Here is a 20,008-nt window from a genome sequence, read left to right on the forward strand (position 1 = left end):
ACGCCAGGTAAAGGTACGGTTGCGCCGGCTCACTTTGTGTGAGTGGCTATGCGCCGAGCGTCTGCGTGACAGGCCACGACCGTTCGTGCACAGGTGCTTCATGCCATAGGTGCCAAACCGTATGCACCTTCCGACGGAGTTTCATCATGAGCCAGTCCCGTTCGCGCGTCCTCATTCTTGCTGCCGCTGTTTCAATGTCTTTCGGCGCCGCCGCGTTCGCCCACCCCCCTGCCGACATGGCAGCGTCGACAGCGCCGGATGCGGCCTTCGTGAAAAAGGCAAGCGCGGCAGGGCTTGCTGAAGTCACGCTCGGAAAGCTCGGGGCGGAAAAGGGCGCGTCCAGCGACGTCAAGACGTTCGGCCAGACGATGGTGGACGACCATACAAAGGCGGGCGACGAACTCAAGACCATCGCCGCGGCCAAGTCCATACCTGTATCGACCGCGCCAATGCCTGCGGACGCTACCGCGGCCGCATCGATCGGTAAGAAGGACGGCGCGGCTTTCGATACGGCGTTCAAGACGAAAATGGTCGCGGACCACGAAAAGGTCATCAAGCTGTTCACGACGGAGTCCAGCACCGGCAAAGACCCCGAACTGAAGGCCTTCGCGACGAAGACCCTCCCAACGCTCCAGCATCACCTCGAGATGGCAAAGCAGCTGCCGTCGAAGTAAAGCTCAGTTACTCCCTGGCGGCTTCGTCCCTGTGCTTTCGTTTCAGGTAAATGATCTGACCGGTGATGCCGGCGATCAGCAGGGCAGCGTTACTCGCGATGAACACCGGGTTCTTCACGAGAACGCTGTAGACGAGATACAGCAGCGAAGCCGCCATCTGCCCGATGAAAAGCCATTTCGAAACGCCCTCGACGGTGGGCGCGTGCGCTTGTCGCCAGATTTGTCGCCCGATCGTCCCGAGCAGTATCAGGGAGGCGAGCCAGCCAAGCGGCTCCGGGCTCATAAGGTGGGCGGCGATGTCCATGATGTCTCCGAATCGGGAGAGACAGCAGTAGCAGCGGCGATGTGCGCGATCCATCACGGCGTTGCAGCCGCTATGCAGACAAACGGTCGAGCCGCTGGCTGCCTCGGGCATGGCGGCCAAGTTCCTGTGATCTGCCCGGAAGATGGCAGGACGGCATGGACGGGACGCCGGGTGGGTTCCAACGGTAGCGGAGAGGGCATCGTGTCCCGTGCCGTGCAGGCGACGTCCCGCTCACCCCATAGTCGACACCCCGCACCCCGGGGATGGCTACACTCGCACCCATGACGAACGGCACGACATTCCCCGTGAAAACCTTCGCCGCGTTCTGGGCGGCCTTCTGGCTGCTCATGATCAGCGCCTCGCTCCAGGATGCGCTCCGGAATCCAGTGACCCACTGGTGGGAACCCGTCCTTTGGGAGGGGAGCTCGGCGCTGATCGCGACGAACTGGATGTTGCTCGCGATTCGCGTGCGCGGGCGCTATGCCCCGTATTTAGCGAAGCCCCTCCGATGGTTTGGTGCTTACCTGCGATGGCTCCCAGTGGTTGTCGTCACGTGGATCGCGATGGCTTACGCGATACGAACGGGCGTCTACGCCATGATGGGTCTTAGCTACCAGCATCCCGGGTGGGGCTTCGTTGTGGTGTATGAAAGCGTCAAGCTGACGATCTTCACGGGTCTTTGGTTAGGCGTGCTCTTTGGCGTCGACTCCTATGCGCAATGGCGGGTCCAACGGCACCGCTTGCTGCAAACTCAGAGGGCGCTGGCCGAAGCACAGCTCGCACAACTTCAAGGCCAGCTGCGACCGCACTTCCTGTTCAACGCACTCAACACTGTCTCCGCGCTGATGCACACCGACGTGGCAAGGGCGGACCGGCTGGTCACGACGCTCGGCGACCTGCTTCGCATAAGTCTGAGGACTCACGGGAATGAGATGACGCTGCTCACCGAGGAGCTCCGCACGCTAGCGCTTTACGCGGAGATCATGCGCGAGCGGTTCCGTCACCGCGTGACACTCAGCTGGCAGACCGACGATACGATTCTAAGTGTCGCCGTGCCCGCACTGTTGCTCCAACCTCTGCTTGAGAACGCTTTCAAGCACGGCGTCGAGCGCACGACGACGCCCGTTCATATCGAAGTTGGTGCCCGGCGCGCAGGCAGCCTGCTGCAAATCGTCGTAAGCAACTCGGGCACCCTCCTCGCGGAGGATCAGCAGGACGGAGTGGGACTGCGCAACTGCCGGGAGCGGCTGAGCATCATATATGGCGCTGCTGCGTCCCTGGTTATCCGCAACGAGGGCGATTGCGTTGCCGCGCGCATCGCGATACCGCTGGCGGGGGTCATGCCGTGATTCGCGCCTTGGTCGCCGATGACGAAGCACCCGCCCGCGAGAAGCTCGAGCGCTGGCTGGCGGAGCAACCGGACATGACCGTTGTCGGATCGGCGGAGGATGGGCTATCTGCGGCGCGGTGTATCGAGCAGCTCCGCCCCGATGTGGCGTTTCTGGATGTTCAGATGCCGACGCTGTCGGGGCTCGAAGTGGCCGCGCATCTCGAGCCCGCGAGCGCGCCGCTGATCGTCTTTGTCACGGCCTTCGACGAGCATGCCGTGAGGGCCTATGATCTTAACGCCATCGACTACCTGCTCAAGCCTTACGACAGGGACCGCCTGGCGCGCACCGTGCAGCGTGTCCGCGAGCGACTGCACTCCCGCGAATCCGGCTCAACAGCCGTGGCGATCGGACGGGCACGGGCCCCGTGCGAGCGTCTCCTTGTGCCGGATGGTGAACGACTTCAGCTGGTCGATGCTACATCCGTCGAATGGCTCGAGGCCGACGATAACTACGTCCGTGTACACACCACGACGCGCACCTACCTGCTGCGCAGGACGCTGCAGGACCTGTTATCGCAATTGGGCGAAACGCGATTCGTGCGCATCCACAGGTCGACAGCGGTGAATCTTGGGGCCATCGGATCGCTCTCGCCGCTCTTCAAGGGTGACTACGAGATTCATCTTCGCAACGGTCGTGCTCTCCGGCTCAGCCGGCGATATCGCGACGCCTTCTTCGCACTCATGGGCCGGTAACCCCACCTCACCCCGCCAACGTCGCTATCCGCCCCTCATCTGCTGCCAGCCAACGATCCGTCGGTCAGGCTCCTGCTCATCATCGAGACAGGAGACGCAAGCCATGGTTGCTACCGACGATTTGCACGACCGATACGACTTCCTGGACTGGCTGCGTGTCATCGCCATCTCCGTGCTGTTCTTCTTTCATGCGGGAATGATTTTTGTCGGCTGGGGCTGGCACATCGTCAACGACGAGACTATTCCCTCCCTGCAATGGCCTATGGACATCACTCACCGGCTGCGCATGCCACTTCTGTTCGTCATCGCCGGCGCCGGCATGTGGTTTGCACTCAGACGACGCACCACGGAGCAATTCCTGCGGGAGCGGACAAAGAAGCTGGTCCTGCCCCTCATAGCGGGCGCGTCCCTTGTCTTGCCGCCGCAGGTCTACTACGAATGGCGGCTTCAGGGACAGTGGAATCTGAGCTGGCACCACCTCTGGTTCATCCTTTATCTCTACGTCTACATCCTGTTGCTGCTTCCGTTGATGCTCTGGTGGAAGCGGACGGCGCGACATATAGCACCAGGAACGTGGCTTTTCCTCCTGGGGGTGCCCCTCGGCATCAACGAGCACCTCCTGAAACCACTGTTTCCGGAAACACATAACCTAGTCGGTGACTGGTACATCTTCAATCACTACCTGCTACTGACTACCTACGGATACTTGATGGCCTCGACGCCGGATATGTGGAAGTGGCTATGTCAGTTTCGGCGGTGGTCACTAGTTATGGGGATGGCGGTGTTCGTCCTGCTTATCTCCGGCTTCAATACCGGAGTCATCAGCCATGATTCGATCGCCGATCACCTCGGAGCTAATATCTTTACGTGGTTATGGGTCATGGTTTTCCTTGGCTATGGCTATCGTTACCTTTCTTTTGCCAATCCGCTGCTCATCTGGGCGAGGGAGGCCAGTTATCCTCTTTACATCCTGCATCAGACGGTCATCGTCGGCGTTGGGTATTACGTCGTTCAGTACGAGTGGATGCCCTGGACAAAGTACGTCGCCATCGTGGCCTTAAGCATGGGCGCATCCTTCGTCCTGTACGAAGGTTGCGTGCGAAGGTTCGCATGGCTGCGCCTCGCCTTTGGGATGAAGACGCCTTCCGGAGGTGTGAGTCACGACGCCACACCACGATAGTACCGGGTCAGGATTATGTTTCTGGGTGTCGGCACCGCCTGTGCCCATGCCGACGGATAGCACGGTTCAGTAGTAAGAGGCCTCGCTGAAACCGTGCTTCGGTGAGGCCGTCTCCTGATTTCGGTCTAATGACTGTTGCGACTGAGCGCGGCTGTCGTGGCGCCATCTATACAAGTCATCGTCCCCACCATGTACACAACGATCGCGGATCGCGCTCCTTCCTGCGCGCCGGGCGGGGTGATGGTCGAGTTCAACACCCGCTCGGATGCTGCCGACGAGTTCCGCGGCACCTTCAACTGGGCAGGTCGGGGCGATCCGATCCTTCGCGACGAAGACCCTCCCGACGCTCCAGCATCACCTCGAGATGGCAAAGCAGCTGCCGTCGAAGTAAAGCGTCGGAGAGGAAGCGGTGGCAGCGGCGACGGCACGGGCTTGCGTCGCTGCCACCGGTGTAACGCTAGTCCGACAGCTGGTCGCGCCAACGCATAAGCAAGTCGACGATTTCCGCATCGTGTTTTCGGTTGGCGCCTACGCCCATCTGTTCGGTATTCAACCAGTGCAGGTAGTCGGCAACATCGCTGCCATCGGTGGTGGCTTTGAGTAGCTGGAAGGTCCGGGGGACGTAGCTTTCGTATTCGTCTCTGGCCTCGGGACTATCCGAGACGCCGAGTGGGTCCCAGCGGTAGTGCAGAACTTCGTCGATGCGTCGCAGGAGTTGTTCGTCGTTGAGCGACATGTTCATTGGGGATTGGCCTTGCGGGTTCCGTCGGCCCCCCAGAATTTATCCCATTGCACCAACCCCTGCCTCTCCCTACATTGGTGCAATGCATGCACCCGATCAGGCAGACCTCTTAACCCTCCTGGGCACCGGCCTGGCGGTCGTTTCCATCGACGGCCGCGTGGCATGGATCAACCCCGCGCTCGGCGAATTCCTCGAAGTCGGCCCCCGGACCGCCATCGGCCAGCATCTGACCGCCCTGATGCGCGAGCCCGCGCTGGCCGGCCAGATCGACCGCGCCGCCCTGGAACGGCGTGCCTACAACCTCCGCGCCGTCACCTTTGGTGTGGCCCGGGGCCGCGAAGTCACCGCCGATCTGATCCTCCAGCCCCTCGACGACGGTCGCGTCCTGATCGAAGTTCACCCGCTGGCGCCCGACCTGTCGACTAACACCGGCACGCCGCTCTCGGCCACCCTGCGCGGCTTCGCCCACGAGGTGAAGAACCCGCTCGCCGGATTGCGTGGCGCCGCCCAGCTTCTCGAACGCCGCGTCGTCGACAGCGACCTCCGTCAGCTGGCGCAGATGGTGATCTCCGAGGCCGATCGTCTCGCCGCACTGGCCGACGGCCTGCTCCGGCACGGTGGTGCCGCGCGCCTCGGCCCGGTCAACGTCCACGAACTGCTCGAACGGCTGGAAGGCCTCGTCGTGGCGGAGGTCGATGCCCCGCGCGTCCGCCACGATTTCGATCCCAGCCTGCCGGACAGCGTCGGCGACCCGGATCGTCTGCTCCAGGTTCTGCTGAATCTCACCCGCAACGCCAGCGAAGCGGGCGCGTCGACGGTCATCCTACGCACGCGTGTCGAGCACGGTGCGCGTCTGGGCGAGCGCACGGTGCGCGCGGCGCTGCGGGTGGACGTGATCGACGATGGCCCCGGCGTGGCCGACGAATTACGCGACTCCCTGTTCCAGCCACTGGTCTCCGGACGCGCCGACGGCACGGGCCTCGGCCTGGCGCTATCGCGCGAAATCGCGCTCGAACACGGCGGCGATTTACGCTACACGAGCCGACCCGGCGAGACCGTGTTCTCCCTGTACCTCCCGATGGAGCGGCACCATGACTGAGATCTGGATCGCCGACGACGATCGCGGCGTGCGTTTCGTCCTGGCGGAGGCCCTGCGCGACGCGGGTCATACGGTGCGCGAGTTCAGCGCGGGCGAGGCGGTACGCGCGGCGCTGCACGAGAGTCGCCCCGCCTTACTGGTGACCGATGTGCGCATGCCGGGCGAGAACGGCTTGCGCCTGCTCGAAGACCTCACGCGCCGGAACATCGGTCCCGTGATCGTCATGAGTGCGTATACCGACGTGGCGACGACGGCGGCGGCGTATCGCGCCGGAGCGGCCGACTATCTTGCCAAGCCGTTCGATCTCGATCAGGCGGTGGAAGCGGTTGAGCGCACGCTCGCGGCCGCGCACGAAGAAGTCGTGCCACCGCCGCCGCGCACCGACGAGCACGCCTTGCTTGGCGAGAGCATGGCGATGCGCGAGGTGTTTCGCCTGATCGGTCGTGTCGCGGCCAGCGACCTCAATGTGTTGATCACCGGCGAGACCGGCACGGGCAAGGAACTGGTAGCCCGTGCGCTGCATGAAGAGAGTGCGCGTAACGGCAAGCCCTATGTCGCGCTGAACACCGCGGCCATTCCTTCGGAACTGCTGGAAAGCGAGATGTTCGGCCACGAAGCGGGTGCCTTTACCGGTGCCACGCGCCGCCACGCCGGACGCTTCGAGCAGGCGGAAGGCGGCACGCTCTTCCTCGACGAAATCGGCGACATGCCGATCGGTCTGCAGACGCGGTTGCTGCGTGTACTGGCGGGCGGTGAGTTCTACCGCGTGGGCGGGCGTGAGTCCATTCGCAGCAATGTGCGCATCGTGGCGGCGACGCATCAGGATCTGGATGCGCGGGTGACGCAGGGCCTGTTCCGCGCGGATCTGAAACATCGCCTCGACGTGGTTCGTATCGAACTGCCTTCCTTGCGTCAGCGTCGCGGCGATATACCGCTGCTCGCGCGCCACTTTCTCGCCAGGGCGGCGGCCGAACTCGGCGTGCCGCCGAAGCGCTTTTCGCGCGGGGCCATGAAACTCGTGGAGCAGCGCGACTATCCCGGCAACGTCCGCGAGCTGGAAAACCTGTGCCGCCGACTGGCGGTCGTGGCGCCCGGGCTGGAAATCCTCGCGGGCGATCTCGGCAACCTGCCGGCACGCGAAACGCGCAGCGCGGAATGGACGGACGCGCTGCGCCTCTGGGCGCAGGACGCGCTCGCGCAAGGCGAGGTGGACGTCCACGCGCGTGCCCGCGACGCCCTGGACAAAACGCTGTTACAGGTGGCGCTGGTCGCCAACGACGGACACCGGCAGCATGCCGCGGCGGCGCTCGGTGTCGGCCGCAATACCCTCACACGCAAACTCGGTGCGTCGCGCAAGCGACGGCCCTCCAACGGATAAGACACATGAGCCTGGACATTCGCCGCGCGGGTCCCGAAGACGCCGACGCGATCGCCGGCTGGAATATCGCCATGGCGTGGGAGACGGAGGAAAAGCGGCTCGACCCGGAGGTGATCGGACGAGGCGTGCGCGCGGTGTTCGATGAGCCGCGGCGGGGCTTCTATCTTGTTGCCGAACTGAACGGCGTGGCCGTGGGCTGCCTGCTCGTCACGTACGAGTGGAGCGACTGGCGCTGCGGCGATTTCTGGTGGGTGCAGAGCGTTTACGTGATCGCCGAGGCTCGCCGGAACGGGGTGTTTGCCGGGTTATACCGGCACGTGAAGGCGATGGCCGAAGGCGCGGGTGCGGTGGGTCTCAGGCTTTACGTGGAGCTGGAGAACGAGCGCGCGCAGCGGACCTACGCGGGACTGGGAATGGAGCGGTGTCATTACTTCATGTATGAGGCGGCGTTGGGGCGGTGACGGGCTGATACCGCCAGCAGGCTGGCTCGTGCAAAAGCCGCTTCAGGTGCCGGTGACCCGCAAATCCCCGGTATCCACCGCCGCGATCCGCGCCTCGAATTCTTTCGCGGATACCCCCTTCCCGAAGAGGAAGCCCTGCATCAACGGGCAGCCGGCATGGCTGAGGAAGCGCGCCTGCTCGTTGCTCTCCACGCCCTCCGCAAGCACCTGCTTGTTCATCCCCCTGCCCATCGCGATGATGGCGCTGACGATGGCGGCACTGTCGTTGTCGACGGCGACATCGCGGACAAAGGCACGATCGATCTTCAGCGTGTCGATGGGGAAGTGCTTGAGGTACGACAGGCTGCAATAGCCCGTACCGAAATCGTCGAGGCTCAGCAATACGCCCAGCGACTTGATCCGATGCAGCAGCGCCGCGATGTGGTCGCCGCCTTCCATGACGGTGCGCTCGGTGAGTTCCAGCTCGAGCAGCGTCGGATGGATGCCGCTGTCGGCAATGATTCCGCTGAGCGATTCGAAGAAGCGAGTGTGCTGGAACTGCAACGCCGAGACATTGACGGACACCGACAGCGGCCGGTAGCGGCGCGTCCAGATCTCCGCCTGGCGGCAGGCTTCGCGTAACGCCCATTCGCCGATCGGAACGATGAGCCCGCAATCCTCGGCCACCGGGATGAACTGCTCTGGCGTATACACATCCTCGCCGTTGACCTGCCAGCGCAGCAGCGCTTCGGCGCCGACGATGCTACCCAGGTCCACGTCGACCTTGGGCTGGTAATGCAGGCTCAGCTCACCGCGGGCGAGCGCCTTGCGCAGTTCCACTTCGATACGCACACGTGCGGTGTTTCGCTCGTTCATGCTGGGATTGAAGAACCGGTATCCGTTGCGCCCCTGCATCTTCGCTTCGTACATCGCCGTGTCGGCATTGCGCAGCAGGGACTCGGCATCCGGTGCGTCGTCCGGATACACGCTGATACCGATGCTGAAACTGATCGTCAGCGCGGAGGCGTCGACGCTCACCGCCTGGCTGCAGGCGGCGAGTACTTTCTCCGCCACGAGGCTCGCATCCGACGGTCCGTCGATCAGCGGGAGCAGCACGACGAACTCGTCACCGCCGAGGCGACTGACCGTGTCATCGGAGCGCACGGCCGCACGGATGCGCCGCGCCACTTCCTGCAGCAGCGCATCGCCGGCGGCGTGGCCCATGGTGTCGTTGATCTGCTTGAAGTGATCGATGTCGACGAAGAGCAGCGCGGCGCGCTGGTTGCGACGTGACGCCACCGTCGCCGCGAACTCCATGCGCGACTGCAGCAGCGCACGGTTGGGCAGACCCGTCAGCGTGTCGTGATGCGCCAGGTGCGCCATCTTCAGCGCCAGCGCGCGCGTCTCGCTCACGTCGTGAAACACGACGACACCGCCGACGACGTTACCGGTGTGGTCATGGATCGGCGCCGCGGAATCCTCGATCGGGCTTTCGAAGCCGTTGCGATGAATGAGGGTCGCATCGGTGGTCAGGCCGACGATGGCGTTTTTCTGGACGGCGGCGATCAGCGGATTGGGAATGGGCAGGCCCGACAGCGTCTCGCGCAACTGGAAGATCTCGTCCATCGGGCGCCCGACCGCTTCGTGGCTCGTCCATCCCGTCATCGCTTCGGCGATGGGGTTGAGCGAGGTCACGATCATGTCGGGATCCGTCGTGATGACCGCATCGCCGATGGACTTCAGCGTGACTTCGGCCAGTTCGCGCTCGCGGAACAGCGCGTCTTCGAAGGCCTTGCGCTCGCTGATGTCCTGCACCTGCGAGATGAAGTAGAGCGGCTCGCCGTGTTCGTCACGCACGAGCGATACGCTGAGCATGCCGTGCACGGTGTGGCCGTCACGGTGCACGTAGCGCTTTTCCATCGTGTAGGACGGGTGTTCGCCGGCCAGCACCATCCTGACGAGGGCCAGATCGGCGGCGAGGTCATCGGGGTGGGTCACGGCCTGGAATGCGGAAGCGAGCAACTCGTCTTCGGTGTATCCGAGCATCGAACACAGCGCTTCGTTGACCTGCAGCCAGCGACCGTCCGGGAGGACGAGCGCGACACCGATCGACGCGTAACGGAATGCCAGCGCGAATCGTCGTTCGCTCTCACGCATTCGTGTCTCGAGCGCGCGACGCCCGGAGATATCGGCGAGCACGATGGACACGCCGAGCAGTTGCCCGGACTCGTCGCGATCGGGTGAGAACGTCGCCTGTGCGTAGCGGCCCGGGATCGCGTGGGCGATGCCCAGGTCGCCGACCATCGGCTCGCCGGTCAACACCGCACGGATGCCGTCCGCGATCGCCCCGTTCATGGGGGCCGGCAGGCGATCTTCCGCACGCTGCCCCGTGATTCCATCGGACGTCACGTTCATCCAGGCGAGGAACGCGGGGCTCGCGTAACGAAAGCAGCCATCCGTACCGACGTAAGCGATCATCGCCGGTGCACGGTCGAGGAGGTACGCGGGCCAGTCGGTGGTATGGGTATTCACGTTCGCCCACTCTAATGGGTCGAACTGCCCGCGTATATTCGGACTCGGCTTAAATGTGAAGCCTTGCCGCCGCCTTCAATGCAGCGCCGGAGCCGGTGCCGTAAGTGCGCCGTCGGCGTCCAGCATGATCCGGCCCAGCGTGTGCACTTCGCTGTCGGTACCGTACCGCTCGGCCAGCGCCTCCAGCAGCGGAGTGAGCGCGTCCGGCGCCAGCGGGAAGCCGTTCGCCAGAACGCGGGCCTTGCCGGGAACCGGCTGGGCGATCGTGATCGCCGCCATGCCGAGACCGGCCGCTTCGTGCGCATAGATACGCGGCGCGGCTGCGGACGGGTCCGGGTCGGCCATCGTTTCGATCAGGAAACCCTCGGTCGCCGGCATGTCCTGCATCACCAGGTGCACGTGATGGGCGGCGAGCAGCGCGGCGTACTGGCGCAGTTCGAACAGCGTGCCAGCCAGCTCGTGAGCGGCGTTGCTACCCTTGTTCGCGTCGCGCGCGAACCAAGCGGCCAGACCCGGGATCTCGACGCGTCCTTCGGCGTAGCGCAGCGGCAGCCCGCGGGAGCCGAGGGCCGTCTCGTCCTTGTAAGGCGTGAGCAGCGCGGCTTCGAGCATCGTCCAGAGCGGCGCCAGATTGACGTGCTCGTACTGCACGCAGGTCAGCGCCAGCAGGTCGTCGCGGGTGAGGTAGCGGGCGTGCTCGAGGCGCATGCCCAGCGTGCGCATCAGGAAATCCGACGTCGCGGTACCGGCCTCGCCCTTGGCGGCCAGTTCGCGCTCCATGGCCTGGGACAGGTCTTCCACCTGGTCGGCGGGCACCAGCAGCATCCACGGAATCAGTCGCATCGGACCGCCGGCGAAGTGCGGGTCCGGCACCAGCGGCTGGGCCGGCATATGGCCTTCGTGCGTGCCGAAGGCGACCACGCCCCCGGCGGTGACGACGCGCGGCACCCGACGGGCCAGTTCTTCCAGCGTTGCCAGCACCGGGAAGCCGGGGCGAAGCAGCTCGACGCCGTCGAACAGGGCGCCGGCCAGCGCGAAGCGCGAGGACTCGACGCCGGGCAGCAGGGCGCGCAGGTCGTCGGCCACCAGTGCGGCGAGGGTCTGCGCTTCGTCGCGCGTTAGCTCGAGGCGATCGGGCATCTCGCCCCCGGCCAGTTCGAGGGCCAGGACAGCGGGGCAGGCGATCAGCGACTCGTTCACGGCGGCGTTTTCCGAACGGCAAAGGAACGCGATTCTATCATTGCGACCCGGCGGGCTTTCGCCGGGACGGGATGCGGGTTAGCCTTGCCGATACGCGTTCGTCGGCGATCGTCGGCGTCCGCGATCCCTTCGCCTTCGATCCGGCCCGCCGGTCGGGCTCCCACTTCGATCTGGACAGTCCCTCAAAAGCATGGAAAAGACGCAAAAGCGTGTGGGTGTGGTCGGCGGCGTCCGAATTCCGTTCTGTCGTAATAACACCGCCTATGCGGATGTCGGCAATTTCGGGATGTCGGTGAAGGTGCTCGGCGCGCTCGTCGAGAAGTTCGGCCTGCACGGCGTGGAGCTGGGTGAAGTCGCGATGGGTGCGGTCATCCGGCACTCCTCGGACTGGAACCTGGCGCGTGAAGCGCTGCTCTCGTCCGGCCTGGCGCCGACCACCCCGGGTATCACCTCGGCCCGCGCCTGCGGTACCTCGCTGGACAACGCCATCCTGATCGCCAACAAGATCGCCACGGGCCAGATCGAAGCGGGCATCGCCGGGGGCTCGGACACCACGAGCGACGTGCCCATCGTCTACGGGCAGAAGCTGCGCAAGCGCCTGCTGGCGCTCAACCGCGCCAGGACCCTGAAAGAAAAGCTGCAGGTCGCCACGCGCGGCTTCAAGCTCAGGGAGCTCAAGCCGTCTTTCCCCGGCGTGGCCGAGCCGCGCACCGGCAAGTCCATGGGCGACCACTGCGAGCTGATGGCGAAGGAATGGAAGGTCGGCCGCCTCGAGCAGGATCAGCTGGCCCTGGCCAGCCACCAGAAGCTGGGCGCCGCTTACGACGCCGGCCTGCTCGACGATCTGGTCGTGCCCTTCCGTGGTCTGAAGCGCGACGGCTTTCTGCGTCCGGACTCCACGCTGGAAAAGCTCGGCTCGCTGAAGCCCGCCTTCGACCGGACGTCGGGTCAGGGCACGTTGACCGCCGGCAACTCCACCGGCCTGTCCGACGGCGCCGCCGCCGTGCTGCTGGCCAGCGACGAGTGGGCCGCGTCGCGTGGCCTCAGCATCCAGGCGTATTTCACTCACTCCGAGGTCTCGGCCGTGGATTTCGTCCACGGCGAAGGCCTGCTGATGGCGCCGACGGTGGCCGTGCCGCGCATGCTCAGGCGTGCGGGCCTGACCTTGCAGGATTTCGACTTCTACGAAATCCACGAGGCGTTCGCCGCCCAGGTGTTGTGCACATTGCGTGCATGGGAAAACGACGACTATTGCCGTAACCGGCTGGGCCTCGATGGTCCGCTGGGATCGATCGACCCCGCAAAACTCAACGTCAACGGTTCCAGTCTCGCGTCCGGTCACCCGTTCGCGGCCACGGGTGCGCGCATCGTCGCCACGCTGGCGAAAATGCTGGAGCAGAAGGGCTCGGGCCGTGGCCTGATCTCGATCTGCACCGCGGGCGGCATGGGTGTGACGGCGATCCTCGAACGCCCCTGATCCTGCTCCAGAGTCCGCATGTTCGCACTTCGCACCAGTACTTCCCTCAGTGCCCTTGGGCTCGTGCTCGGCATCGCCGGTACGAGCTGGCTCACCGCGCTCACATACGAGCGCGCGCCCGCCACACGACCGTTCGCCGAAGTGGTGATGCCCGAAGCCATGCACCTGTCGTCCAGGCCGGTCGCCAGGCCCCGCGCGCGGCCAGAATCCGTCGCGGCGGTGAGCCGCCCGGCGCCGATGCCGCCACGCGTCGCCGCCACGCCACGCCATGTGCCCGAAGCGCTGGTGCCGGTCTATACGCCGTCGCCGCGTTATCCGATGTCAGCGCTGCGCGCCAATCGCGAAGGCCAGGTCATCCTCAGTGTGACCGTCACGCCCGAGGGCGATGTCGCCGAGGTCTCCGTGGGGCGTTCCAGCGGCGACATGGATCTGGACCATGCGGCCGAAGAAGCCGTGCGCAACTGGCGCTTCGCCAGTGCGGAGAATCGTGCCCCGCGCTACACCGCCGACCTCCCGGTCCGCTTCGAGCTCACCCGCCCTTACTGAGCGTCAGAGAATGCCCGAGGCGGATGAGCCGAAGGCGGTGATCATGCGCGTGTAGATCAGCTTGAGCGACACGTCCACTTCCGGGAAGTCGCCGACCGGCTCGTAGCATTCGAAGAACTTCGGGTCGGTCCAGCGCATCGGAATGCAGCCGGGCTTGAGCTCATAGCTCGTGGCATAGCGGAACGGCCACAGGTCGAAGAACGGCAGCCGTTCCGAGACGTCGCCGATGAACTCGTTGACCGACGACAGCACGGGGATTTTCTTCTCCCTCGGCCCGATGACCCAGGCGTTTTCCGGGCGGGTGTCCTGCATGATCGAGTCACGCAGGCGATCCGAAAAGCGCTTGTCGTACACGATGACGCCGGACTCGGTGTTGTAGTGGTCGGAGCGTGGATCGAAGTTGTGCGTGCCGACCATGGCGAACGTGTCGTCCACCACGATCGACTTGGCATGCAGGCCGAAGCGCACGCCCTGCGTGAGCAGGGGTGCCGGACGAGTGCGCGGTCCCTGACGTACGCGGCGGCCGCCAAGGGCCATGAATCCGGTGGATTCCGACGGTGGGCCCGCCGGCACCAGCCGGTTGCCGGCACGACGTCCGGTCTTGCTGGCGCCGCTGCCGCTCCCCGAGCCGGTGAGCAGCGGCGGCGTGACCACGTCATTGCTCTGGCCTTCGAGGGCGTCGGGATCCCCGTTTGCCGGGCGCGGCTTCATCTCGTAGATCTCGAAGCCGTAGTCGGTGAGGTAGCGTTTGCGGTGCTTATAGGACATCGCATACACCGCGAAGGCGTCCGTCGAGGCCAGCGAGTTGGTCGACACGACGACGCGCGGCGGGACCGGCTTCCGATGCAGCCCGCTGAAGATCTTCTTCGCCGGCTTGCTCATCACCAGATAGGGCGTCTGCAGGATCACTTCGCTTCTCGCGTTACGCACCAGGCCCATGATGTGCCGGGTGAGCGCGCGGGCTTCACGACGTTTGGGCTCGTCGGTCTTGCCTGGCAGGTCCGACAGATATTCCACCCGGTTCAAACGCAGGGTGTCGCGCTGGATCCTGTCGGCGATCCAGCCCGGATTCTCGGCGTCCGCCACCATGGTGGCGACACGTTCGGGGTTTTCGTACTGAGGCGTCGTCCAGTGGCGTGGGTCGTCGGTGTCGCGAACCAGCTCCCTGTTCACGTCGCGCAGGTGGGTCAGGCGCACGGCGCGCTTGTGGTTCCAGAACTGCTCGAAGCTGGCGCCCATGGCCTTCGCGGCCGGGCCGCCGATCATCACGTCGCGGTCGACGTAGTCGAAGGTGCCGTCCCAGTCGAAGTAGCGGTCTTCGTAATTGCGGCCGCCCGTGATGCCGATCAGGTCGTCCACCACGATCAGCTTGTTGTGCATCCGCTGGTTGAACTTGAAGAAGCAGCAGATGATGCCCGCCGCGAACTCCAGCGGCGGCGTACGCGCGCTGTGGAAGGTCGGATTGTAGAGGCGGATCTCCATGTGATCGCTGGCGCGCGCCAGCCCCGCCAGCAGGCCGGCATCGCGAAAAGAGAACAGCTGGTCGGCGAGGATCCGCACGCGCACACCGCGGCGCGCGGCCTGGACCAGCTCGTCGAGGACCAGCTTGCCCGCGTCGTCCTGCTCCCAGATATACGTCTGCACGTCGATCGTCCGCTTCGCGGCGCGAATCAGATTGATCCGCGCCGCCATGGCGGTTTCGCCGTCTTCCAGCAGCGTGGCCACGTGCACGGGGCGCGCGTCGGTCGAGGCGGCGTCGGCTTCGACGGCGGCGTCGAGCAGCGCCGAGGGCTGGGCGCAGTGGTCCGCCCGCGCGCAATTGCTCTGCCGGTCCACGGTCAGCGTGACCACGGCATCGGCCTTCCGGATGCGCTGTGTGGACAGCGAACAGCCGGTGGCAGCCAGGATGGCGGCAAGGAGTAAGAACAATCGGAGGTGGCGCATGGCGGGGATCATAGGCGACCCACGCCAACGTCACGTGAGTTTTCGTCAGGGATGGTCGAGGACGATGGCCATGCCGAGGTTCACGCGGTCCGAAAGGGCCCCACGGCGGCCCCGCATCTCGAAATCGGTACGGTCGATCGTGCCCTGCAGCTGAAGCACGCAACCGGCCAGCGCGTCGGCCGGGCAGCGGGTGGCCTGCAGGTGGAAGGTTTCGTCCCGGGTGACCCCGCGCATGGTCAGCTTGCCTTTGATCTCGCCGCCGCGGCTGATGAGTTCCAGGGGCAGCGGGTCGGACGTGAACAGGATCTGCGGGTAGTGCACCGAGTCGAAGAATTCCGGCGCCAGCACCCAGCGGCGCAGGCGGGCCGATTCCATGCGGATGCTTTCGGTGTCGAGCACGGCGCGCACGACGGCCGTGCGCGCTTCGCGGTCGATGGACAGGTCGCCCCGGATGCCCTCGAAGCTACCGGAGACGGTACTCACCCACAGCAGGCGAACGGCGAACTCGGCCCGCGAACGGGTCGGGTCGATCCGCAGGTCGGCGGCCGAAGCCGAAGCCGCCGACAGAAGCAAGGCGATCGCCCACAGCAGGTGACGCATCAACGGGGACTCAGTTGGGAGGTGACCAGAATGTCTCGAGTTTGGCCTTGCCCGGCTCCAGCTTGCCGGTGAAGACGAGTCGAGCCATGCCACCTGGTGGCATGCCGCGGTAGTCCTCGGACCGTCCTTCGACAAGGAACGCGACCAGTTGTTCAATACCGGGGTTGTGTCCTACCAGCACCACGCGTTCCGCGTCCGACTGCGTGTCGAGCACGTCGAACAGATCGCCGGGCGTGGCGTCGTAGATTTCCTGTACGTAAGTGGGCTCGACCTGGCCGAGGGCCAGCGCGGCGGTCTCTTTGGTGCGCTCCGCGGGGGAACACAGGATGCGGTCGTATTTCACGCCATGGCTGGACAGCCATTCGCCGGCGGCGCGGGCTTCGTTGCGGCCGTGTTCGGTGAGTTTTCGCTCGCGGTCGTCTTTGCCGTCATGGCCGGGCTCTGCCTCGGCATGGCGCAACAGGATGAGTTCGTGCATGGGTACCGTCCTCCGCTAGGCCACGTATCGTGGCGGGTCATGACGCGTCCCACGTCGGCTCAGGTGCTTCGTTTGATCCAGCGAAGCAGTTTTCCCCAGTCGTCCTGGTGTCCGCGTACGTTTTCCGAGTGGTAATCGAAGATGCCCTTACCGAGCGCCGTGAGCAAGACGTACGCTTGTGAGTCGCGAAGTTCCGCGACGACGGGAAAGGGCGCGCGCTCGCCGAGTTCGGCAATGGCGGCCTGGCTGGCGTTGGTCCACGGCTTGAGCCGGTTGCCGACCAGGCCGACCGGCAGCTTTCCGCGCTTCACGCGCGGGATGCCGCGCAGCACGGTAAGAAAATCGAGCGTGGCGTCGAGATCGAAGTGCGAGGGAAGTACCGGCACGAGGATGACGTCCGCCTTCTCCAGGTAGGGCTCGAGGTCTTTTTCATCGACGCCCGCGGGTGTGTCGACGATCACCCGCTGAACGTCGCCCGGCAGGCGGTCGAAGGCCTTGCGACTGCCCTCGATGGCGGTGACGGCGGGAACGTTCTCGGGACGACGGCCTGCCCAGCGCAGGCTGGAATGCTGGCGATCCGCGTCGATGATCGCCGTCTGCTTGCCGGACTGGACCCAGTGGGTCGCGAGCTGGGTGACCAGCGTCGTCTTTCCGCAACCACCCTTGCTGCTTGCCACGAGCGTCGTAAGCATCCGCGAGCACCTGCCATAGGAGTGGTTCTAGCCTATCAGAACAGTTTGGTACGAACCTTCGGCATGACCACGAGAATGAGGGTGGCGACAGGGCCGAGAAACAGCGAGAGGAACCACCAGAGCAGGCCGCCGCGGTTCTTGCCCTGGGCCAGCCCTGCGTTGATCAGCGACAGCGTGCCCCAGCCTACGAAGAAGCCGGTGCGCGCGTCGTTAAAAAGTGCGAATTGATCCATCGTAAACTCCTGTTCTGTCGCAGGATTGTGTCGCTGCCATGCTCGATGTCGAGTCGGCGATCCCCACATTGGATGTCGATGGTAACAATGTCCGCCGCCGATGACCCCGAAACGGCGCAGCCTGCGTTCATGGTCGAACCGTATTCTTGTCGCTTTATTTCACGGAGATGGCTGATGCGCGGATATCGCGTGCTGACCCTGGCCCTTGCGGGTCTGCTCTCGATGCCGGCCTTTGCCGCCACGCCCTGGGCCGGTGCCCAGGGTCCGGCAAAGGGGCCGCTCAAGGCGCCGGTAGCGCAGAAGGACCAGACCAAGGCCCTGCTGCAGTTCCAGAAAGATCTGGCCAGTGTCCTGGCGCTGCGCACCGAAGCCGAGCCGCTGCTGGGCGCCGCGCTGCTGGCGCGCCCGCTGGCCAATCCGCCCGAGGTGCTGAGCTACCACGCCCTTCTCGAGCGCGCGTCGCGCAATGCCGACGCGGGCCCGGCGGTCACCTGGGCCTCGCTGGCCGACTGTGACGCCAAGGCGGGCGCCTGCCCGAACGCGGACGCCCTGGCCACGCTGCAGAAGCAGGCGCCGGACAACGCGGCCGTCTGGTTGCTCAAGCTGGGCGTCGACGACCATAACGGTGCCGGCAAGGATACGCGCAGCGATCTCGCCCGTGCCGCCAACGCCAGGATTTACGACGATTATCTCGGCTCCAGCCTCAAGGCGCTGGCCAACTCGGTCAGCCAGCTGCCGCCACCGCCGGACACCTTCAATCCGCTGCAGGGCGCGGGCGCGGCCGGCGTGCAGATGGTCATCGTTTTCGGTCTGGCCAGCGCGCAGCCGATGCCTGGGTTCCAGGTCACGGCGAAGTACTGCGAAGACAACAAGAGCGATGCCGGCGTGGTGGGCGACTGCCTGAAACTCGCGAAGGTTCTGGAGTGGGGCAGCAGCCCGCTCGGTCGTTCGCTGGGCCTGCATCTGCGTGAAACGCTGTCCACCGACACCGCCGAGCAGCAGTCCGCGAAGACCGCTCGCATGAACCTGGTCTGGCAGATGCAGCGCTTCGCGCAGCTCAACGTCCAGGCCCAGGGCGACAAGGTGACGGCGCAGAAGCTGCTGTCGCTGGCGCGCAGCGGCGGCACCGAGATGAGCGTGGTGCTGGCTTCGCTGCGTGCCTACGGCATGCCGGCGGAAGCCCCGGCGGGATGGGAGCCGGCTAAGGTCGAGCAGTAGGCCGGCCTGAATTGAGCCAAAAAAAACGGGCGCCCATGGGCGCCCGTTTTTTATTGAACCGCCTGTAGGAGCGCGCCCTGCGCGCGAATTCCTTACATCGCGCGCAGGGCGCGCTCCTACAGATTCAGTCAGTCGCCCAGTTCGGTCCGCATGAACTCCGGCTGCGCCAGCGCACCCTTGTGGATTTCAGCGTTGTAGTACTTCGTCGGGAAGCCCTTGCTGATGGCGCCGCGCTCGCGGAAACCGGACAGGTCGCCGTCCTTGCGGGCCATGGTGCAGCTCCACCAGCCGGTGGGGTAGCACGGCTGCGGGAAGGGCAGGGTACGCACGGCCTTGAAGCCCGAGGTGCGCATGGCCGAACGCATGGCCTTGATCAGCTCGATGTGGGCCAGCGGGGATTCCGACTGCTGCACGAGGATGCCGCCGTGGCGCAGGGCCTTGTAGCAGCTGGCGTAGAAGGCGGCGTTGAACAGGCCTTCGGCCGGACCCACCGGGTCGGTCGAGTCGACGATGATCAGGTCGATGGACTCCGGATCCGCCTCGGCCATGTACTTGATGCCGTCGATGAAGAGCAGCTCGGCGCGCGGGTCGTTGTTGGCGTCGCACAGTTCCGGGAAGTACTGCTCGGCAAGCCGGGTGACGCGCTCGTCGATCTCCACCTGGGTGGCCTTCTCGACTTCCTCGTGCTTGAGCACTTCGCGCAGGGTGCCGCAGTCGCCGCCACCGATGATGACGACACGCTTGGCCCGGGCGTGGGTGAACAGCGCCGGATGGGTCATCATCTCGTGGTACAGGAAGTTGTCGCGGCTGGTCAGCATGACGCAGCCGTCGATCACCATGAGATTGCCCCAGTCGGTGGTCTGGTAGATCTCGATGGTCTGGAATTCGGTCTTCTCGGCGTGCAGCAGGCGCTCGACACGGAAACCGATGGATGAGCCGGAGGCCTGGTGGGCTTCGGTAAACCAGCTGAGCTGCTGTTGCGACATGACTCGGATCCTGAAAAGAGGTAAGGGACCAAACACGGGATTGTACCGGCTCCGGGTCCGGAATCGGCCAAGTCCTTGCCCTGGCACAAATGTAGGTCGTCCCTGATGGCGATGTTGCCCCGGGCGGGGCGATACACGGATGTCATCCGTCGCCGCTACAATACGCGGTCTGCCCCGTCTCCCCGGACGGCGCAGACCCTGT

General features: G+C 65.1%; 20 protein-coding genes. 10 read left to right on the forward strand and 10 right to left on the reverse strand.

Features of this window, described 5'->3' with window-relative positions:
• The first annotated feature begins 146 nt into the window (after positions 1-146).
• The gene (locus BLT40_RS13130; protein WP_218124558.1) at positions 147-674 is read left to right on the forward strand and encodes a DUF4142 domain-containing protein; all 528 of its coding nucleotides are present in this window, start codon (positions 147-149) and stop codon (positions 672-674) included.
• 7 nt (positions 675-681) lie between these two features.
• On the opposite strand, the gene BLT40_RS13135 is transcribed toward BLT40_RS13130, so the two are convergent.
• On the reverse strand, positions 682-1,089 hold the full coding sequence (locus BLT40_RS13135) for a hypothetical protein (RefSeq protein ID WP_254857273.1): 408 nt from the start codon (positions 1,087-1,089) through the stop codon (positions 682-684).
• Between the two features lie 194 nt (positions 1,090-1,283).
• Here BLT40_RS13135 and BLT40_RS13140 point away from each other — a divergent pair, with 194 nt between their 5' ends.
• The 3 genes from BLT40_RS13140 (at position 1,284) to BLT40_RS13150 (ending at position 4,241) form a co-directional block, all read left to right on the forward strand.
• Entirely contained in the window at positions 1,284-2,327 is a 1,044-nt protein-coding gene (locus BLT40_RS13140) for a sensor histidine kinase (RefSeq protein WP_176809173.1), read from the forward strand.
• Positions 2,324-3,061, forward strand: a complete 738-nt coding sequence (locus BLT40_RS13145) for a LytR/AlgR family response regulator transcription factor (protein WP_143025885.1) — start codon at positions 2,324-2,326, stop codon at positions 3,059-3,061. Before BLT40_RS13140 ends, BLT40_RS13145 begins: the two co-directional genes overlap by 4 nt.
• A 103-nt stretch (positions 3,062-3,164) precedes the next feature.
• Positions 3,165-4,241 (forward strand): acyltransferase family protein, encoded by a 1,077-nt coding sequence (locus BLT40_RS13150; protein ID WP_079521648.1) that lies wholly within the window; start codon positions 3,165-3,167, stop codon positions 4,239-4,241.
• A gap of 457 nt (positions 4,242-4,698) precedes the next feature.
• Here BLT40_RS13150 and BLT40_RS13155 read toward each other — a convergent pair whose 3' ends face one another.
• Positions 4,699-4,983, reverse strand: a complete 285-nt coding sequence (locus BLT40_RS13155; protein WP_090353757.1) for a hypothetical protein — start codon at positions 4,981-4,983, stop codon at positions 4,699-4,701.
• Positions 4,984-5,065: 82 nt separating this feature from the next.
• Here BLT40_RS13155 and BLT40_RS13160 point away from each other — a divergent pair, with 82 nt between their 5' ends.
• Genes BLT40_RS13160 through BLT40_RS13170 form a run of 3 tightly spaced genes read left to right on the forward strand, consistent with a single transcriptional unit; the run spans position 5,066 to position 7,921 of the window.
• Positions 5,066-6,082 carry a two-component system sensor histidine kinase NtrB gene (locus BLT40_RS13160; RefSeq protein ID WP_079521650.1) on the forward strand — a complete coding sequence of 339 codons (1,017 nt, stop codon included), beginning with the start codon at positions 5,066-5,068 and terminating at the stop codon, positions 6,080-6,082.
• Positions 6,075-7,460: a nitrogen regulation protein NR(I) gene (gene ntrC / locus BLT40_RS13165; RefSeq protein ID WP_043691639.1), complete on the forward strand. Its 1,386-nt coding sequence runs from the start codon at positions 6,075-6,077 to the stop codon at positions 7,458-7,460. Before BLT40_RS13160 ends, ntrC begins: the two co-directional genes overlap by 8 nt.
• 5 nt (positions 7,461-7,465) lie before the next feature.
• A complete protein-coding gene (locus tag BLT40_RS13170; RefSeq protein ID WP_036116682.1) occupies positions 7,466-7,921 on the forward strand; it encodes a GNAT family N-acetyltransferase in 456 nt (151 codons plus the stop codon).
• Positions 7,922-7,963: 42 nt separating this feature from the next.
• Here the strand turns inward: BLT40_RS13170 and BLT40_RS13175 are convergent, their stop codons facing one another.
• On the reverse strand, positions 7,964-10,432 hold the full coding sequence (locus BLT40_RS13175; protein ID WP_255364010.1) for a sensor domain-containing protein: 2,469 nt from the start codon (positions 10,430-10,432) through the stop codon (positions 7,964-7,966).
• 75 nt (positions 10,433-10,507) lie between these two features.
• Entirely contained in the window at positions 10,508-11,632 is a 1,125-nt protein-coding gene (locus BLT40_RS13180; RefSeq protein ID WP_090353760.1) for a hypothetical protein, read from the reverse strand.
• A 190-nt stretch (positions 11,633-11,822) separates the two neighbouring features.
• Here BLT40_RS13180 and BLT40_RS13185 point away from each other — a divergent pair, with 190 nt between their 5' ends.
• Together BLT40_RS13185 and BLT40_RS13190 are read left to right on the forward strand one after the other, a co-directional pair.
• Entirely contained in the window at positions 11,823-13,109 is a 1,287-nt protein-coding gene (locus BLT40_RS13185; protein WP_079521652.1) for an acetyl-CoA C-acetyltransferase, read from the forward strand.
• Positions 13,110-13,127: 18 nt separating this feature from the next.
• On the forward strand, positions 13,128-13,655 hold the full coding sequence (locus BLT40_RS13190; RefSeq protein ID WP_079521653.1) for an energy transducer TonB: 528 nt from the start codon (positions 13,128-13,130) through the stop codon (positions 13,653-13,655).
• 3 nt (positions 13,656-13,658) lie between these two features.
• On the opposite strand, the gene BLT40_RS13195 is transcribed toward BLT40_RS13190, so the two are convergent.
• Genes BLT40_RS13195 through BLT40_RS13215 form a run of 5 tightly spaced genes read right to left on the reverse strand, consistent with a single transcriptional unit; the run spans position 13,659 to position 17,602 of the window.
• On the reverse strand, positions 13,659-15,599 hold the full coding sequence (locus BLT40_RS13195) for a phospholipase D family protein (protein WP_090353966.1): 1,941 nt from the start codon (positions 15,597-15,599) through the stop codon (positions 13,659-13,661).
• Positions 15,600-15,644: 45 nt separating this feature from the next.
• A complete protein-coding gene (locus BLT40_RS13200; protein WP_036116674.1) occupies positions 15,645-16,199 on the reverse strand; it encodes a YceI family protein in 555 nt (184 codons plus the stop codon).
• Positions 16,200-16,209: 10 nt separating this feature from the next.
• Positions 16,210-16,677 (reverse strand): SixA phosphatase family protein, encoded by a 468-nt coding sequence (locus tag BLT40_RS13205; protein WP_079521655.1) that lies wholly within the window; start codon positions 16,675-16,677, stop codon positions 16,210-16,212.
• A 59-nt stretch (positions 16,678-16,736) separates the two neighbouring features.
• Entirely contained in the window at positions 16,737-17,369 is a 633-nt protein-coding gene (locus tag BLT40_RS13210; RefSeq protein ID WP_079521656.1) for a ParA family protein, read from the reverse strand.
• A gap of 35 nt (positions 17,370-17,404) precedes the next feature.
• Positions 17,405-17,602 carry an antitermination protein NusB gene (locus tag BLT40_RS13215; protein WP_079521657.1) on the reverse strand — a complete coding sequence of 66 codons (198 nt, stop codon included), beginning with the start codon at positions 17,600-17,602 and terminating at the stop codon, positions 17,405-17,407.
• Between the two features lie 174 nt (positions 17,603-17,776).
• On the opposite strand from BLT40_RS13215, the gene BLT40_RS13220 reads away from it, so the two are divergent.
• Complete coding sequence (locus BLT40_RS13220) at positions 17,777-18,820, forward strand: hypothetical protein (protein WP_176809174.1); 1,044 nt, start codon at positions 17,777-17,779, stop codon at positions 18,818-18,820.
• A gap of 128 nt (positions 18,821-18,948) precedes the next feature.
• Here the strand turns inward: BLT40_RS13220 and speE are convergent, their stop codons facing one another.
• Entirely contained in the window at positions 18,949-19,806 is an 858-nt protein-coding gene (gene speE / locus BLT40_RS13225; RefSeq protein WP_036116666.1) for a polyamine aminopropyltransferase, read from the reverse strand.
• Between the last annotated feature and the right edge of the window lie 202 nt (positions 19,807-20,008).

The organism is Dyella sp. 333MFSha (assembly GCF_900102405.1).
Classification (GTDB): Bacteria; Pseudomonadota; Gammaproteobacteria; order Xanthomonadales; family Rhodanobacteraceae; genus Luteibacter; species Luteibacter mycovicinus.

Bases quoted from the DNA above. Each gene is read 5' to 3' on its own strand.
- BLT40_RS13130 (WP_218124558.1), top strand. From the start codon at position 147: ATGAGCCAGTCCCGTTCGCGCGTCCTCATTCTTGCTGCCGCTGTTTCA.
- BLT40_RS13135 (WP_254857273.1), bottom strand. From the start codon at position 1,089: ATGCCCGAGGCAGCCAGCGGCTCGACCGTTTGTCTGCATAGCGGCTGC.
- BLT40_RS13150 (WP_079521648.1), top strand. From the start codon at position 3,165: ATGGTTGCTACCGACGATTTGCACGACCGATACGACTTCCTGGACTGG.
- BLT40_RS13155 (WP_090353757.1), bottom strand. From the start codon at position 4,983: ATGAACATGTCGCTCAACGACGAACAACTCCTGCGACGCATCGACGAA.
- BLT40_RS13160 (WP_079521650.1), top strand. From the start codon at position 5,066: ATGCATGCACCCGATCAGGCAGACCTCTTAACCCTCCTGGGCACCGGC.
- ntrC (WP_043691639.1), top strand. From the start codon at position 6,075: ATGACTGAGATCTGGATCGCCGACGACGATCGCGGCGTGCGTTTCGTC.
- BLT40_RS13170 (WP_036116682.1), top strand. From the start codon at position 7,466: ATGAGCCTGGACATTCGCCGCGCGGGTCCCGAAGACGCCGACGCGATC.
- BLT40_RS13185 (WP_079521652.1), top strand. From the start codon at position 11,823: ATGGAAAAGACGCAAAAGCGTGTGGGTGTGGTCGGCGGCGTCCGAATT.
- BLT40_RS13190 (WP_079521653.1), top strand. From the start codon at position 13,128: ATGTTCGCACTTCGCACCAGTACTTCCCTCAGTGCCCTTGGGCTCGTG.
- BLT40_RS13195 (WP_090353966.1), bottom strand. From the start codon at position 15,599: ATGCGCCACCTCCGATTGTTCTTACTCCTTGCCGCCATCCTGGCTGCC.
- BLT40_RS13200 (WP_036116674.1), bottom strand. From the start codon at position 16,199: ATGCGTCACCTGCTGTGGGCGATCGCCTTGCTTCTGTCGGCGGCTTCG.
- BLT40_RS13205 (WP_079521655.1), bottom strand. From the start codon at position 16,677: ATGCACGAACTCATCCTGTTGCGCCATGCCGAGGCAGAGCCCGGCCAT.
- BLT40_RS13210 (WP_079521656.1), bottom strand. From the start codon at position 17,369: ATGCTTACGACGCTCGTGGCAAGCAGCAAGGGTGGTTGCGGAAAGACG.
- BLT40_RS13215 (WP_079521657.1), bottom strand. From the start codon at position 17,602: ATGGATCAATTCGCACTTTTTAACGACGCGCGCACCGGCTTCTTCGTA.
- BLT40_RS13220 (WP_176809174.1), top strand. From the start codon at position 17,777: ATGCGCGGATATCGCGTGCTGACCCTGGCCCTTGCGGGTCTGCTCTCG.
- speE (WP_036116666.1), bottom strand. From the start codon at position 19,806: ATGTCGCAACAGCAGCTCAGCTGGTTTACCGAAGCCCACCAGGCCTCC.